The sequence below is a fragment of the Caproiciproducens galactitolivorans genome (genome assembly GCF_029266045.1).
GTDB lineage: Bacteria > Bacillota > Clostridia > Oscillospirales > Acutalibacteraceae > Caproiciproducens > Caproiciproducens galactitolivorans.
In genome coordinates, this window is record NZ_JAJUFJ010000003.1 from 175,028 (window position 1) to 190,601 (window position 15,574).

Annotated in this window: 14 protein-coding genes; 6 read left to right on the forward strand and 8 right to left on the reverse strand. The window is 39.3% G+C overall.

Annotated elements, in window-relative coordinates; translation table 11 throughout:
• Window positions 1-46: 46 nt before the first annotated feature.
• The 3 genes from P9B68_RS04305 to P9B68_RS04315 all read right to left on the reverse strand — a co-directional run bounded on the left by P9B68_RS04305 (window position 47) and on the right by P9B68_RS04315 (window position 2,426).
• Complete coding sequence (locus P9B68_RS04305; protein ID WP_243112992.1) at window positions 47-535, reverse strand: chemotaxis protein CheW; 489 nt, start codon at window positions 533-535, stop codon at window positions 47-49.
• 156 nt (window positions 536-691) lie between these two features.
• Window positions 692-1,018, reverse strand: coding sequence for an EscU/YscU/HrcU family type III secretion system export apparatus switch protein (locus P9B68_RS04310; protein ID WP_407932262.1), 327 nt, complete (start codon window positions 1,016-1,018; stop codon window positions 692-694).
• Window positions 996-2,426 carry a hypothetical protein gene (locus P9B68_RS04315; RefSeq protein ID WP_135659674.1) on the reverse strand — a complete coding sequence of 477 codons (1,431 nt, stop codon included), beginning with the start codon at window positions 2,424-2,426 and terminating at the stop codon, window positions 996-998. Before P9B68_RS04315 ends, P9B68_RS04310 begins: the two co-directional genes overlap by 23 nt.
• Window positions 2,427-2,516: 90 nt before the next feature.
• On the opposite strand from P9B68_RS04315, the gene P9B68_RS04320 reads away from it, so the two are divergent.
• The 4 genes from P9B68_RS04320 (at window position 2,517) to P9B68_RS04335 (ending at window position 8,703) form a co-directional block, all read left to right on the forward strand.
• Window positions 2,517-4,613: a chemotaxis protein CheA gene (locus tag P9B68_RS04320; protein WP_277668509.1), complete on the forward strand. Its 2,097-nt coding sequence runs from the start codon at window positions 2,517-2,519 to the stop codon at window positions 4,611-4,613.
• 37 nt (window positions 4,614-4,650) lie between these two features.
• Window positions 4,651-5,457 (forward strand): CheR family methyltransferase, encoded by an 807-nt coding sequence (locus P9B68_RS04325; protein ID WP_135659672.1) that lies wholly within the window; start codon window positions 4,651-4,653, stop codon window positions 5,455-5,457.
• A gap of 5 nt (window positions 5,458-5,462) precedes the next feature.
• On the forward strand, window positions 5,463-6,494 hold the full coding sequence (locus tag P9B68_RS04330) for a protein-glutamate methylesterase/protein-glutamine glutaminase (protein WP_135659670.1): 1,032 nt from the start codon (window positions 5,463-5,465) through the stop codon (window positions 6,492-6,494).
• 196 nt (window positions 6,495-6,690) lie between these two features.
• The gene (locus P9B68_RS04335) at window positions 6,691-8,703 is read left to right on the forward strand and encodes a methyl-accepting chemotaxis protein (RefSeq protein WP_167875187.1); all 2,013 of its coding nucleotides are present in this window, start codon (window positions 6,691-6,693) and stop codon (window positions 8,701-8,703) included.
• Between the two features lie 46 nt (window positions 8,704-8,749).
• Here the strand turns inward: P9B68_RS04335 and P9B68_RS04340 are convergent, their stop codons facing one another.
• From P9B68_RS04340 to P9B68_RS04360, 5 genes are all read right to left on the reverse strand, one after another.
• Window positions 8,750-9,655, reverse strand: a complete 906-nt coding sequence (locus P9B68_RS04340; protein WP_462675520.1) for a YifB family Mg chelatase-like AAA ATPase — start codon at window positions 9,653-9,655, stop codon at window positions 8,750-8,752.
• 51 nt (window positions 9,656-9,706) lie between these two features.
• Window positions 9,707-11,350, reverse strand: a complete 1,644-nt coding sequence (locus P9B68_RS04345; RefSeq protein ID WP_277668510.1) for a recombinase family protein — start codon at window positions 11,348-11,350, stop codon at window positions 9,707-9,709.
• A gap of 102 nt (window positions 11,351-11,452) precedes the next feature.
• Window positions 11,453-11,629, reverse strand: a complete 177-nt coding sequence (locus P9B68_RS04350; RefSeq protein WP_277668511.1) for a hypothetical protein — start codon at window positions 11,627-11,629, stop codon at window positions 11,453-11,455.
• Window positions 11,622-12,194, reverse strand: a complete 573-nt coding sequence (locus P9B68_RS04355) for a hypothetical protein (protein ID WP_128750333.1) — start codon at window positions 12,192-12,194, stop codon at window positions 11,622-11,624. Before P9B68_RS04355 ends, P9B68_RS04350 begins: the two co-directional genes overlap by 8 nt.
• Before the next feature lie 33 nt (window positions 12,195-12,227).
• Window positions 12,228-12,779, reverse strand: coding sequence for a site-specific integrase (locus tag P9B68_RS04360; RefSeq protein ID WP_277668512.1), 552 nt, complete (start codon window positions 12,777-12,779; stop codon window positions 12,228-12,230).
• Between the two features lie 299 nt (window positions 12,780-13,078).
• On the opposite strand from P9B68_RS04360, the gene P9B68_RS04365 reads away from it, so the two are divergent.
• Both P9B68_RS04365 and P9B68_RS04370 read left to right on the forward strand, forming a co-directional pair.
• The gene (locus P9B68_RS04365; RefSeq protein WP_277668513.1) at window positions 13,079-14,944 is read left to right on the forward strand and encodes an HsdM family class I SAM-dependent methyltransferase; all 1,866 of its coding nucleotides are present in this window, start codon (window positions 13,079-13,081) and stop codon (window positions 14,942-14,944) included.
• Window positions 14,928-15,574, forward strand: a 647-nt coding sequence (locus P9B68_RS04370; protein WP_277668514.1) for a restriction endonuclease subunit S, incomplete at its 3' end; no start/stop codon positions are given. The genes P9B68_RS04365 and P9B68_RS04370, both read left to right, overlap by 17 nt.

Genomic DNA, 15,574 nt, shown 5'->3' on the forward strand with positions numbered 1-15,574 from the left:
TACCTCCAAAAAACAAATATCCGGTAAAACTGAAGAAATGTTAATTTCAAGGTATTTGATCATCGTCTTCATCCGTCAGGATTCTTTCAATGTCGAGCAACATGATGGCGTTATCGTTTAGTGTTGCGATTCCTTTTACGAAATTATTGACGGAATCTTTCGCCAGCCGTGGAGTTTCGCTGATTTGATTTTTGGCAATATTCGTTACGTCGTTAACACTATCGACAATAAGCCCCACGCTTAATTCGCTGACTTCCGCAACAATGATGCTGGTGTGGTCATCATATTCCCGCTTTTCTTTATTAAACTTCAGCCTTACGTCAACCAATGGAACGATTTTTCCTCTTAAATTGATAACACCAATGATAAAAGGCGGTAATTTTGGAACAAAAGTGATAGGCTGCATGCGGATAATCTCTACTACCTCGCTACTCGGGATCGCAAAAAGCTGTCCGTCAATAAAGAAAGTTAAATATTTTTCCGTAGGAACATTTTCAACTTGTGTATTATTTTTCATTAAAACGTCTTCTGCCATATTATTCACCATTTCTACCGTTGCCGTTTTCGGTAAGATCTTTTTGCACCGACAATGCCGGCTTTATTTTGTCAGTGCCAAAAACGATAAAAACCGCTATAAATATATATCGACCTTTTTTTAAATAATTAAAGGAAATCGAAATAAAAATATATTTTATTTTGTATTTTCATTGGTTTCAGGGGTTGTAAAATCCCTTTTCTCCGTTTTTTTTATGGAATAATTTAGGAAATAAATATAAATATCAACAATCGCCTGGTACAGCTCCGGCGGAATTTCCGACCCGACCTCCAGCTGGGTGAGCAGGGAAGCCAGAGAGTCGTCGTGATAAACAGGCACGTTGCTGTCCTGCGCGACTTCAATAATTTTTTCCGCGATATAGCCCGAGCCGGACGCAACCACGACGGGCGCGCTGTGGGGGGAGTCCAGCGAATATTTCAGGGCCGCGGCATGATTGTGGTCAAACTGTGACATCGATGACATTCTTCCTTTCGTAAACCCTTCTCAAGATCTGTTTTTTCGTGACTGCGCCGGGGCCTGTAAGCAGTTCAATTTTCTGCGCGGTCAGGCCGTTTTGTGCAAAGATATCCGCTATTTTCTCGCTGATTGCCCGTTTGTCTTTTTCTAGGGATTCAGGGCAGTTCAGCTGAATGTCCGCTTTGCCGTCGATAAAGGAAACAGCGGCCTCAAAATAGCCGAGCCGTTTTATGTCGAACGTCAGGTAAAGACGGACGGGCGAACCGCCGCTTTCCAGATTCCCCCTGCGGGACTTCTCTTTTTCGTTTTCTTTTTCAATCCAGATTTCCGTAAACATAAATTGCCCGTTATAATTGATCGGAAGGAAAATATGATTAAAAGGCATGTAAACGCTGTTATCCAGCAGAAGGGATGTCAAGGTATCCCGGCAAAGGGATTGGGTCACGCTCGAACTGCTTTGTTTCATGTTTTCCGAGAGCATCTTTATTATGGAATCAAAAAGCGGATTTTCCGGTTTCTGAGAAGCTTCTGTTACTGTCTTCAAAAACATGGATTTGATTTCATTCATTTTCGGTTCCGGCAAATTCAGCTCATATTTACAATAATCCAAAAGGGCCGTAAAGGTATCTACCAGTTCCTGATGAGAGCTTATGTTTAAGCGTGCAAGATTATGTACCAGAAGCGTAATGTTGTCTCTTGCTACTCCGTAGTCGTTCGAAGCCGCTACATACTTGCCCAAAAGCGGAATGACTTTTTCTTTTAAAACCGAAAGGTTTAAATCCAGACCTTTCACAGGCTGATCCGTTATCAATTCTTTTGTCAGCTCTTTAAGCTGTTTGCTGTACGGATTCGGAATTTGGGTGGAAAGTGTGTCCAGTTCCTTTGCAATCGCCTGCGTCGTGTCGGCAGTTGAAAAATACCCGTCATATGCTTTGAGGAAATTGGAGATGGTTTGTTTCAACTCCCGGTCGCCCGCGTGCGCATTTAATAGGTTTCGAAGAACGTCAAAGATGGGGCCGGTAAATTTTGTGCGGTTGTTGCTTTGAAAAGTCAGGTTCTTTAAAATATCCGCGGGCTCCATTTTCATAGCTGCGGTGAGCTCTTTCATAAAGGGAGCGTTTGTGCGGCTGTCGTGAACGTTTTCCGGCCTGCTGAAAGCCTCAAAAGTAACTTTTTGCAGCGTTTCAGACAAAGCAGGCGTCCGATTTAACTGTTCTAGGAATTTATTAAAAACAGAATTGCGATTTAACAGGAATTCAAAGCGCGCGTTTGTGTCGCCCTGCTTGTCGGTGTTTGGCTGAACGACCTTTGAGGGGTCAATTGGCGTTGTTGGCCCTGTTTGCTTCGTGGTGGGTATTTTATTGATGGTGTCGCTGTTCGGTATGGGAGGGGTAATTCTTAAATTATCGGGCATAAAAACACCTCAAATATAAAATTTGGCATTAATTTTATCGACATTGTTACGATATATAGATTATAAAGTATAATTAGGCGGTGAATTATCATGGATAACAATATGGAATCTATGTTGGAAGTTTATTTATTTGAAGCAAATGATTTGCTCGAACATCTTGATGAAATTTTAATCAATTGCGAAAAGGCAAATTCCTTTGATACAGATAGCATCAATGAAATTTTCCGAATCATGCATACAATAAAGGGTTCCTCTGCTATGATGCAGTTCAATGGCCTTGCGACAATTTCCCATAAGGTAGAGGATCTGTTCTACTATGTACGCGAACACGGGATTGATGAGAAATACAATGAGGAACTTTTTGACCTGATGTTCCGGTCGAGCGATTTCATTAAGGACGAAATCGCAAAGGTAGAAAATAACGAGCCGCTTACTACAGATATCGGCACTTTTGAGCAGGAAATTAATGATTTTCTTAAAAAGATTTCGACAGGCGAATCAAACGAAGGCGCGGCTGAGCCGGCAAAGCAGCCAGAAGGAAAACAGGTTGAACCGCAGCCGCAGGCACCGGCACAGCAGGAATCCGCTCCTAGCCAGGAGCTTCCAAAGCAGACGCAGGCCGCCGCAGAGCCAATTGTGTTTGATTCGGAATATCCATTTGCCGTCCGTGTGTACTTTGACGAAGAGACAGAGATGGAGAACCTCCGTGCCGTTATCCTGATTAATGCAATTAAGGACGTTTATCAATATGTGAAATACCAGCCGGATGATATTGAGACGAATCCGGCCAGCGCGGAGGAAATCATCAAAAACGGTTTCGTGATTTTTTTCAGGGACGAGCAGGGCTTAAAGAGCGTATTAAAAATCATTGAAAATTTTGTTTATACGAAAAATTATACCGTGATCAATAAGCCGGATGATACAGCGCAGGAAAAATCCGGCGAAAAGAACGCGAGCGAACAGGATGAACCAAATAAACAGCAGGCGCAAAATACGGCGCACTCGGTGGTTAAGCAGAATCTTATTAATGTAAACCTTTCAAAGCTTGACAATCTGATGGATCTGATGGGCGAAATCGTCATAACGGAATCCATGGTTACCACTCCTCCGGCCGGGCAGAGCGCCGCAGTAGACAATAATTTCACCAAGGCTTCCCGGCAGCTGCGGAAACTGACGGACGAGCTTCAGGAAATTGTAATGTCCATCCGCATGGTCCCGATTTCAGGTGTGTTTCATAAGATGAACCGCATTGTGCGTGATATGAGCAAAAAGCTGGATAAAGATGTCCAACTGGTCATGATCGGCGAGGATACCGAAGTCGATAAGACGATTATCGACAACATCGGCGACCCGATTATGCACGTTGTGCGCAATGCTATGGATCACGGTATTGAAACCAAGGAAGAACGCGCCCAGACAAAGAAACCGCCAAAGGGAACCATTACCCTGTCGGCACAAAACACAGGCGGGGAAATTATCATTTCCGTAACGGATGACGGAAAGGGAATTGACCGGAAGGCTGTCCTTCAAAAGGCAAAGAAGCAAGGACTTGTGAAAAGACCGGAATCGGAGTATTCCGCAAGAGAAATTAACAACTTCCTTCTGATGCCCGGTTTCTCGACCAACGAAGTGGTGACGGAGTATTCCGGCAGAGGGGTCGGTATGGACGTTGTTAAGAAAAATGTTGAAAAAGTCGGCGGTGACGTTTCAATTGAAAGCGTGTTTGGAAAGGGGACCAAAATACTCTTTAAAATCCCGCTTACCCTCGCGATTGTGAACGGCATGAAGATTTCCGTCGGCGAAACGGTATTTACCATTCCGATTAATAATATCCGGCAGTCCTTTAAGGTGGATCAAAGTGCAATTCATTATGACACGGATATGAATGAGATTATCATGGTTCGCAACCAGTATTATCCGGTTGTCCGCCTGCACAAGGTGTTTGGTATTGAGACGGATATTACGGATATCAGCAGCGGAATTGTTATCTTAGTTGAAACACACGAAAAGGCGTTCTGCATTTTTGCAGATGCGCTTTTAGGTGAGCAGCAGGTTGTTGTAAAGTCCCTTCCGTTATATCTCAATAAATATAATGTGAAGGAAACAGGCATTACCGGTTGCGCGATTCTGGGCGACGGCAGCATCAGCCTGATACTGGATGTACTCAACCTTTACAATAACAATTAATTACCCTTACCCGAAGGATTAAACGCGGAGGAAAACGATGATACGCCTGACAGATAAAGAATTCCAAGATATTGTAACTTATGTAAAAAGCAATTACGGTATTAATCTTACAAAGAAAAGGCAGCTGATTGAATCTAGGATGCAGGCTGTCCTGGTAAGCAGGGGCTTTACAAATTTTACGGATTATTTTAATCTGGTGAAGCAAAACAAGTCCGATGAAGTTACGTTGATGCTTAATAAGCTGACGACAAATCATACGTATTTCTATCGGGAGCCCGCTCACTTTGAATTCATGAGGAAAGTTTTCCTTCCAATGCAGGAAAAAACCAATACTCGTAAAGTCCTCCGTATCTGGAGTGCCGGCTGCTCTTCCGGGGAAGAAGCATACACGGCCATTATGACGATGATGGAATACTTCGGTATAAAAAAAGCAAGCTGGGATTTTCGGATTCTGGCAACGGATATTTCCCTAAAAGCAATGGAAGCTGCAAAAAACGGGGTTTATAGTGAAGAATCATTAAAAGAGCTTCCAAAAACGTGGAAAATGAAGTATTTTAATAAGCAGGGGGACGAATATTATGAACTGAAGGATGAAGTTCGGAACCAGGTTATTTTCAAGCGGCTGAATCTTATGGATCCTTTTCCATATCAACAGCCTTTTGATCTAATCTTTTGCAGGAATGTTATGATCTATTTTGATCAACCCACGAAAAACGCTTTGATCAATAAGTTCTATGATGCATTAAAATCAGGCGGTTATCTTTTTATTGGGCATTCTGAAACGGTTCAGAGGGACACATCCCCGTTCATATATGTTGAACCTTCAATATACCGGAAAGGATAATTTAGATGCCGATAAATCGTAGGGTGAGAGTTCTTATTGTTGATGATTCGCTTTTTTTTCGCACGGCGTTGCAGAAAGCGCTGCTGAATAATCCGGATATCGAGATTGTGGGAACTGCGGGAAATGCGATGGAAGCAGAGAAAAAAATAAAGGAATTATCTCCGGATGTCGTTACATTGGATGTAGAAATGCCGGATAGCAGAGGAACCGATTTTTTAAAAAAGCTGCTGCCTGCACACCCGTTGCCTGTCGTTCTTGTAAGTTCGCTGGATATTGGTATTTTTGAGGCGTTGAGCGCAGGCGCTGTTGATTTTGTTCAAAAGCCGAATTTGAAAAGCAGTGAGGATTTCGCTGCTTTTTCACAGGAACTAAGCCAAAAAATAAAAATTGCTTCATCTGCAAAGGTAAAGAAAACGCCGGCGCCGGCGGCTTCTTTACCTTTGCCTGCGCTTTCCAAAAGTGCAAATAGCGAACATATCATCGCAATCGGTGCCTCGACCGGGGGAACGGAGGCTACCGCTGAAATTTTGAAACAGTTACCGGCGGATATTCCGGGCATTTTAATAGTACAGCATATGCCGGTCGGCTTTACGAAAATGTACGCGGACAGACTTAACAAGCTGTGTAAGTTCACCGTATTGGAGGCGCAGAATGGCGATCGTGTGAAACAGGGGCAGGCTCTGGTTGCCGCGGGTGACAAACATATGACTCTTGAAAAAGATTACAAGGGCTATTATGTGAAGTGTGCCGCGGGCGAAAAAGTTAGTGGCCATTGTCCTTCGGTAGACGTTATGTTCCGTTCGGTTGCGAGAACGGCGGGAAAGGATGCTATTGGCGTTATTCTGACCGGTATGGGCAGGGACGGCGCCAGCGGCTTGCTTGAGATGCGCAAAAGTGGCTCCTTCACAATCGGACAGGATAAACAGACCAGTATTGTTTATGGGATGCCGATGGTTGCGTTTGATATCGGTGCCGTTGTGAAACAAGCGCCTATTAATGCGATTGCAGGAATTATTATTCAGAAATTGAATAAATAATGCATATAATGCATAAATTAACACAATTTTATGGATTTCACTTAATTTTATTGCAAATGTTGTCGATATAATTTTCGAAGAAAAGCGCTCGAATTTTGCTGCATGCAATCTTTTCTTGTATTTTTTGACGCAACGTGGAAGGAACGTGGAATAAATGGACAAAAGAAAAAGAAGAAGTTTAAAGAGAGCATTGCTTATGGGAATGGTAGGTCTTACCATATCGGTTAGCCTTGTATGCAGTATAGCAAACGGTTTTATGATCTATAAAAACTGTCAGGACAACATGGTTTCCATGGTACAGTCGAATGCAAATTCCTATAATGAAGCTGTAAAAAATGCAATCGAGGTATTTAAAGCCAAAGCGGAAGCCATTGCTAGTGAAACTACGATAACAGATGCAACGAATCCGGCCGCGCAAAAAAGCTTACTGGCAAAACTTAGCGAAAAATATGGCTTTGTAGATGTTAATTTAGCCGACGCAAATGGAAAAACAACAAATGGAACGGATATCAGCGACCGCGACTATTTTCAAAAGGCCATCGCAGGCCAGACATACATTTCCAGCACCGTTACACGGAAAACGGATTCTAGTGTTGTGATGTTTGTTTCGGCCAAAATTAACAACGGGTCAAACTATAACGGGATTGTCTACGCCTGCTTGTCAAGCGATACCTTTTCGAAAATGATTGACAACGTCTCAGTCGGGAAAAAGGGATATGGATTTATCGTCGACAAAAGTGGGAAAATCATAGCGCATAAAGATAGGAACAATGTCAACAACTTTGTCAACTATATTGAAAAGGCGCAAGAAAATCATTCCTATGATAGTGCAGCTTCCCTTGTCAAGGATATGATTGCGTGTAAAACAGGAAGCCAAACGGTTACAATTGACGGTGTCCGAAAGTTGGTTGCCTACTGTCCGATCGACGAAACAGACGGTTGGTCGTTGGGTATCAGCGCAGATTACAGCGAGATGATGAGATCTTATTACATATCCTTTTTCATTACGGTTATTCTGTTGATTGTGTTCATCCTTATTTCCTGTATTTTTGCTGTTCGGATCGCCAATCCGATTACCAAGCCTATTGAAAACCTTGTACATAGGATTGAGCTGCTTGCAGAGGGCGACCTGCATACCGAGATCCCCGTTATCCGCACCCGCAATGAAATCGGCGTTTTGGCGGATACTTTTTCAAATACAATTGAAACGCTCACGAGATATATTGGCGAAATTGCACTTGTGCTGGACAGCCTTTCATGCGGCGACTGTACGATTCGACCCGAGGAGGATTATAAAGGCGACTTTGTAACCATTAGAGATTCGCTGAATGCAATCTCTGTAAATCTGAACCGCATGTTTACGGAAATTAACCAGTCTGCTGATCAGGTAGCCAGCGGTTCCGATCAGGTTTCGAGCGCCGCGCAGGCTTTGTCGCAGGGGGCTACGGAACAAGCCAGCTCGATTCAGGAGCTTTCTGCGTCTATTACCGAAATTGCCCAAGAAGTCAATAATACCGCAGATCATTCACGACAGGCGAACCAGTATTCGCTCGAAGCTTCTGCGGAAGTGGAACGCGGAAATGAACATATGAAGCAGCTGGTTGCCGCAATGGCGGAGATTAACGAGGCCTCTCAGCAAATTGAGAAGATTATCAAAACCATTGAGGATATCGCCTTCCAGACCAACATTCTTGCGCTGAACGCTGCGGTTGAAGCAGCAAGGGCCGGTTCGGCTGGCAAGGGCTTTGCGGTTGTTGCCGATGAAGTCCGCAACCTTGCAAGCAAGAGCGCAGAAGCGGCGAAAGATACCACTTTGCTGATTCAAAATTCCATCAAAGCCGTTGAAAACGGCTCGAGGATTGCGAGTGAAACCGAAGAATCACTCCATGCGATTATTGAAAAAGTGAAGAATACAACGGATCTGATCCGGGAAATTTCCAAGTCCTCTCAGGATCAGGCATCTTCCATCAATCAGATTACATTGGGAGTCGATCAGATTTCTGCGGTTGTACAAACGAACTCTGCTACTGCGGAGGAAAGCGCCGCGGCTAGTGAGGAGTTAAACGGGCAGGCGCAGCAGATGAAGAATATTTTGTCTACGCTGAAGCTAATAGATGCATCCGGCGAAATCCAGCAGAATCCTGCTGTGGAATTTTCTGAACCGGAATCATCAGGCAATTTCGGGGAGGGCCCGTCCGATAAATATTAAGATCCCTTCTACCACCCCCCTGCGGTTCAAACCCGCAGGGGGATTCTTATAATTCCTTCATCCAGTATTTCCGATCCAAGCTTCGGTACTGGATTGCTTCCGCAATATGCCTTGGCTCAATTTCTTCGCTCTGGTCCAGATCTGCAATGGTTCTGGATACTTTCAGTATCCGGTCGTAAGCCCGTGCGGAAAGGCCAAGCTTTTCAAATGCCTGTTTCAGAAGTGCCCGGCCGAGTTCGCTGAGGTGGCAGATTTCATGAAGAATATCCGGTGTAATGCGGGCATTGCAGGCAATGGAGGTACCTTTGAACCGTTCGTTCTGTATCTTCCTTGCCGCATTAACGCGGGCTTTTATCACGCTGGAACTCTCGGCCTTTTCGTCCGAACTGATTTCATCAAATTCGACGGGCGGTACCTCGATGTGCAGATCGAGCCGGTCCAGCAACGGGCCGGAGACGCGGGAAAGATACCGCGAGACAGCGTTGGAAGTACAGGTACAGGGCTTTGTCGGATGCCCGAAGTATCCGCATGGGCAGGGGTTCATCGCGGCGACAAGCATTACCGTACAGGGATAGGATATGGTTCCGTTTACGCGGGAAATCGTCACTTTCCCGTCTTCAATCGGCTGGCGAAGAACCTCCATCGCGCTACGTGAAAATTCCGGAAGCTCGTCCAAAAACAGAACGCCGTTGTGCGCAAGGGACATCTCACCTGGGCGCGGGATGCTTCCGCCGCCGGAAAGCCCTGCGGGGGATACCGTATGGTGCGGTGAGCGGAACGGCCGGGTGCGTATTAAGGAAGTCCCGTCCGGCATGGTTCCCGCTATCGAGTGTATTTTTGTTGTTTCAATGGTTTCTTCGAAAGTCATATCCGGCAGGATGGAAGGCAGCCTTTTCGCAAGCATGCTCTTGCCGGCACCCGGCGAACCGATTAAAAGTATATTATAGTACATAAACAAGGTATTATTTAACCCCAGCTGAATTATTGTCCACTGGGGTTAATTTTATTCACCTAATAACTTATTAAAGTAATTTTCAAGGTCATGCTTTTTAACTAACTGCCTAATATTTGTCGCTACCTTGTAATAAACTTTAACTTTATCATCATTAATTATAATCTTTTCAATACCTGCAATTATTTCATCTCTTGTATATTGCTCTTTTATTTCAAGGCTATCAATATCATTAATAGTATTTTGTATATATGCAATATCGTTCATTATTTCATTGTTTGGCTTTGTTAGTTCCTTAATTTTATATTCAGTTTCTGTAATCTTGTTCTTAAGCTCTGCCGCCGCTTGCTTAAAAATGCTTTCATCTATAATACTTTCTAAATAACTGTTTAAAAGTTTGCTTTGCTGTGCCTTGTACTTGTTTAATTCCTGCCCTAACTGTTGAGCCTGTAAATTACTATCGGTATTTATCCTCTGTTGTAGTTGTAACACCATGTCCTCTAATACAGATTTATACATTACCTTATATTTATAAATTGCTCGTCTATAATTTTCACTGGTTATATAGGTATTTAATTTATTTTCACTAATATTTTTATTATTACAAGCCCCAGTTCCTTTCAACTTTTTAGTCTTACAATTATAGAATCGCCTTCCCCTGTCCATATTGCTTATATAGGGGTTTCCACACTTACCACATAGTATAATTCCTGCATAATCGGTAATCCCTTTATATATTCCAACTTGGTTTTTATGATTAACTTTACTTTGTAACATTGTTTGAACTGAATAAAATAATTCCTTACTTATAATAGAAGGTATTTTATCACTCTCTTGAATTATCCATTGGTCTTTTGGCTTAACTTGAGGGTAACTATATTTATTAAATACCTTGCCAGTATCATATTTTAGTCGAGCATTAATACCTGCATATTTTTCATTAGTTAAAATTCGCTTTATAGTGCTTTTACAAAATGGTTTCTTCTCTCGTGTCATAATAGTATTGTCATTTAGGTAATTTATAATTCTTCTTATGCCTTGTCCTTGGCTATATAGTTTATATATGGTTTTAATTACAGACGCTTCGCTGGGTATTATTTCAAGTCTGTTTTCTGCCTGTATATAGTTATAACCATATAGGCGGCTATTTGCATTTATTGTTCCTTTCCTTGCTCCTTCCCTTATCCCGAAACTTACCTTTGAAGACTTATCTCGGCTTTCTTGTTCATCAAATAATTGAAATAATTTTAGTAGAAAATCACTTGATATATCCTTTGTATTAATGTTTTGCTCTATAAATTTAATATGCACACCCTTATTTCTTAAAAGGTTGATAATTTCAAAGGATAAAGTATTTCGTGCAAATCTCGAAGTATTTTTAATCCATATTTCATTGAATAGGGGAGGTCGCTCTGTAATTTCATAAAGTATGTGTTTTTTCTTAAGTCTTCGGTCTTTGCTTGTAAATTGTTCTATAATATCAATTCCAGCATCTTTGAGCATTTTATTAAATTCTGGTCTATTGCTTAACTTTGTACCTGTTAATCCTTGGTCAGCATATATATTAATTAGTTTACAATCTTTACTATGTTCCAGCACATTTAGAAAATATGTTTGCTGGTTCTCAAATGAATTGGCTTGGTCTTTGCTATCTGTTGAAACTCTACAATAACAAGCTACTTTTATAAGTGTCATAAGTTTTTTCACCCCTTTAAAATTTTCCTACCTAATATATAGTAAAAATTATTGAATATTAAAGTTGAGCTTTTTATCCTAAATAAAGTAAAGAGGAAGGCATTATCTACCTTCCTTTTTAGGGCATTCTTTTTCATTTTTCATGTATGCAATCGGCTTTTCTTTAAATATGTGGCATGAATTATAATTTATATTATGTTTGCACTTTGTGCACTGGGGAACAAATGTTATTTTTATTTCATCTTTTGTTTGCATAAATCTTTTTTTAGTTTTATCCATTTATATCAATTCCTTTATTTCTAAATACAAATCCCTGTTCTAATATTTCAATCGCTTTATCATAGGTTTGCTGGTCGGTTACTTTGTAAATACAATCAAGTGTCCAGCCATAAGTATCGGGTACAACCTTGCATAAATCTATATTTTCAGCGGATAGGCTTTGGCTGTTTACATGAAGCCTTATGCCTTTTTTCTGTAAATATATTTCGGCGATATTATGTCTGCCGCACTTAAGCCCTGTATAAGCTGGAGTTTCTTTTGTACTACAACCCTTGTCCACCATGTAAGCAATCATTTTATCAAACATCTTTTGTATAGATGGTTCAATTTGCTTTTTCTTATTAGTTTCTGGCTTTTTAGTTTCAACTATTTTGCCGCCTGCCGCATTTTCTGGAGCTTGCTCTTGTAATTGTACCTTCTTATTATCTTCCGTTTGCTGTGGGGTTGTCTGTATAATTGCTGGGGTTGTTTCTTGGGTTTGCTCCTGTGTTTGTTGGTTTATAATGTTTAATATTTGCTCCTGTGCCTGTTGCTCTGTTAATGCCTTATTATTCTTTTTTCTCATAATAAAAATCACTCCTTTAAAGTTTTATAAGTTTTATAAATAAAAGTTTTCAATGGTCTTGTCTTTGATGTCATCTGTAATGCCTATATAACGGAGGGTAATACTTGGGGAGCTGTGGTTAAAAATATCCTGCAATATTGCAACATCTTTATATTGCTTGTAATGCCAATATCCGAAGGTCTTTCGCATTGTGTGAGTTCCTATTTCTTGCAGTCCGCATTTTTTAGCCACATTGTTTAGTATGTTATAAGCCTGCACTCTTGTTAATGGTTTATTTATACCTTTCTGACTTGCAAATAAGTAATCATCATCAACTAATGCCATATCTGAAATATAAGTATTAATTGCAACTCTTAAACTGCTATTAATTAAAAATCGCTTTGCCTTACCTGTTTTCTTTTCCCTTATTAATATATGGGGCTTGTTCTTAACATCTGAAACCTTAAGCCTTAATAGGTCGCTCACCCTTAAGCCTGTATTAATACCTATAACAAACATCATGTAATTTCTAACCCCTGTTTTTAAGAGTTCGTCTTTTACCTGTTGTATTTTTGCTTTATCCCTTATGGGTTGCACTGTGTTCAATTCGTCACCACCTTTCGTCATGTTATTACATATATTCCATTTAATGGATATATTATATAATAATAAAGTTTACAGAGCAAGTGATTATGTTAAATTTTTCTATATTTTTGTCGTATATTGTCGGCTTGTAAAGTACAGAAATGCCCTCATGCCGCTTCCATACTGGGTTTTCGTTAAAATATTAAATTTAACACTATGGACATTATGTTAGTTTTCTAAATCAATGTACAAAGACTGATAAATAATGTACAATATGTGTTGTATGATACATAGAATTTGTAAAAAGGCAGGAGTTAAAAATGGCTAATGAAAGATTAACTGAAAATATTGTAAGAGAACATTTTAAAAATGACCCTTTATTTACATCAATAAAATTTGAAGAACAAAAATCAACTAATATAAGAATAGCGGATTGCCTTTCAAATGCTTCAAAACATGGAAAGGGAATTGGTAAACCTGAATTCATTATTACATTTCCTACACAAAGCATGGATTATTTAATTATAGTTGAATGCAAAGCCAATCTTGACAAACATGAAAGTTCTAAAAGAGATAAACCAAAAGATTATGCTGTTGATGGTGTCCTTCACTATTCAAAATTTTTATCTTCGGAATTTAATGTACTTTCTATTGCAGTAAGTGGAGAAACTCAAGAAAGTCTTATAGTAAGTAATTTTATACAAAAAAAGGGAGAAGATACAGCAACTGAGTTACCAGATAAAAAATTATTGAACATATTCGACTATGTAAAAACATTTAAAAATGAGCAATTTAACTATAATTTAAAAGATGTCAACATTGTTGAAAAAGCGGTAAAATTGAATGATGATTTCCATAGTTGCTCAATTTCTGAAAGTATGAGAAACACTCTTGTAAGTGGAATACTGCTTGCTTTACAAGATGATATGTTTAAGGCTTCTTATCCTGTTTCAAAATCATCATATGATCTTGCTACTGCATTAATTGACGCTATTAAAAGGGTATTAAAAAGTGCTAAAGTAAGAAAACTTGACGATATGATGGGAGTATATAGTAAAATTCTTGATGAGCCACTTGTAAAAGAAGCAACTATTAAGAAAAAGAAAAAGCCTGTATCAACTATTGAGTTTTTTAAAGATACTATAAAATACTTACATGAACAAGTATTTCCATTAACACAATATGAAGAAAGTGGATATGATGTTTTAGGTAGATTTTATACTGAATTTGTAAGGTATGCCGCAAGTAAGCAAAAACAAGGACTTGTATTAACTCCATCTCATGTAACTGAATTATTTTGTGATTTAGTCAATATAAAAGTTTCAGATGTTGTTTATGACCCTTGTTGTGGTACTGGTGGTTTTTTAATTGCTGCTATGAAAAAAATGCTTGATTTAGCTGGAAATGATGAAACACGAAAAACAAATATAAGAAAAAACCAATTATTAGGAGTTGAAATCCGCCCTGAAATGTTTACATTTGCATGTTCAAATATGATGTTGCGTGGAGATGGTAAGTCAAATATTGACAGGGGTGACTGTTTTGATAAGAAAACAATTGATAGGATAAAAAAATTGAAGCCTACTGTTGCATTTTTAAACCCACCTTATGACCAAGGTACAGATGTTCAACTTGAATTTATTGAAAAAGCATTAGAGGCTGTAGAGGAGCAAAATGGTAAAGTTGCCGCTATTGTTCAGATGAGTTGTGCTATAAAAGATGATACAGCAACAAAGGTTGTACGAAAAAGACTATTAGAAAAACATACTTTAAAGGCTGTTATTTCTATGCCAGATGATTTGTTTTACCCTGTTGGTGTAGTTACCTGTATTATGGTATTTGAAGCTAACTCTCCTAATAAAGGTAAAAAGACATGGTTTGGTTATTTAAAAGATGATGGATTTACTAAAAGAAAAAATAAAGGTAGAATTGATTTCCATAATAGATGGAAAGACATAAAAAGTAATTTTATACAGGCATACATAAATAATGATGAAGTTGTTGGATTATCTGTAAAAAAAGAAGTAAATTATGATGATGAATGGTGTGCTGAAGCATATATGGAAACAGACTATTCAAAAATTACAAGTACAGATTTTGAAGAAGTTATGAAAAAATATGTTATGTTTAAAACTATTGGTTTAACAGATACTTTGGGTGGTGATGATGATGCCGAAGAAAATTGATGATTTATTTGAAGTAAAATATGGCGTAAACTTGGAATTAAATTCCTTAGTATTATGTAATGCAGATGATAAAAATGCAGTTAATTTTGTTTCAAGAACTTCAAAAAATAATGGAGTTTCAGCTATTGTAGAAAAAATTGCTGGAATAGAACCATTACCCGCTGGTTCTTTATCGGTTGCTTGTGGTGGCTCTGTGTTAGAAACATTTTTACAGCCTAAACCATATTATTCTGGAAGAGATTTATTTTATTTAGTACCCAAAATTGAAATGACTGATGAACAAAAATTATTTTATTGTGCATGTATTAGAGCCAACAAATATAAATATAACTATGGTAGGCAAGCAAATAAAACATTAAAGGATATTGTTGTACCAGATATTACAGAGCTTCCTGACTTTGTTCACAAAATAGAAAAGCCTAATTATAGTAATTTAAGTGAACCGCTAAATAATGAAACTATAAAACTCGATATAAGCAATTGGAAAGTATTCAGATATGAGGAATTATTTGATATTGAGAGAGGGAGGGGACCCAGAAAGCAAGATTTAGAAAATGGTGTTGTACCTTTTATTACCTCTACTGATACAAATAACGGTCTTACAGCTTATACTAATTATATACCATGCCA

Excerpts from the sequence above, each read along its gene's own strand:
- P9B68_RS04320 (WP_277668509.1), top strand. The coding sequence starts at position 2,517 with ATGGATAACAATATGGAATCTATGTTGGAAGTTTATTTATTTGAAGCA.
- P9B68_RS04355 (WP_128750333.1), bottom strand. The coding sequence starts at position 12,194 with ATGAGAAAAAAGAATAATAAGGCATTAACAGAGCAACAGGCACAGGAG.
- P9B68_RS04325 (WP_135659672.1), top strand. The coding sequence starts at position 4,651 with ATGATACGCCTGACAGATAAAGAATTCCAAGATATTGTAACTTATGTA.
- P9B68_RS04310 (WP_407932262.1), bottom strand. The coding sequence starts at position 1,018 with ATGTCATCGATGTCACAGTTTGACCACAATCATGCCGCGGCCCTGAAA.
- P9B68_RS04315 (WP_135659674.1), bottom strand. The coding sequence starts at position 2,426 with ATGCCCGATAATTTAAGAATTACCCCTCCCATACCGAACAGCGACACC.
- P9B68_RS04365 (WP_277668513.1), top strand. The coding sequence starts at position 13,079 with ATGGCTAATGAAAGATTAACTGAAAATATTGTAAGAGAACATTTTAAA.
- P9B68_RS04340 (WP_462675520.1), bottom strand. The coding sequence starts at position 9,655 with ATGTACTATAATATACTTTTAATCGGTTCGCCGGGTGCCGGCAAGAGC.
- P9B68_RS04305 (WP_243112992.1), bottom strand. The coding sequence starts at position 535 with ATGGCAGAAGACGTTTTAATGAAAAATAATACACAAGTTGAAAATGTT.
- P9B68_RS04350 (WP_277668511.1), bottom strand. The coding sequence starts at position 11,629 with ATGGATAAAACTAAAAAAAGATTTATGCAAACAAAAGATGAAATAAAA.
- P9B68_RS04335 (WP_167875187.1), top strand. The coding sequence starts at position 6,691 with ATGGGAATGGTAGGTCTTACCATATCGGTTAGCCTTGTATGCAGTATA.
- P9B68_RS04345 (WP_277668510.1), bottom strand. The coding sequence starts at position 11,350 with ATGACACTTATAAAAGTAGCTTGTTATTGTAGAGTTTCAACAGATAGC.
- P9B68_RS04330 (WP_135659670.1), top strand. The coding sequence starts at position 5,463 with ATGCCGATAAATCGTAGGGTGAGAGTTCTTATTGTTGATGATTCGCTT.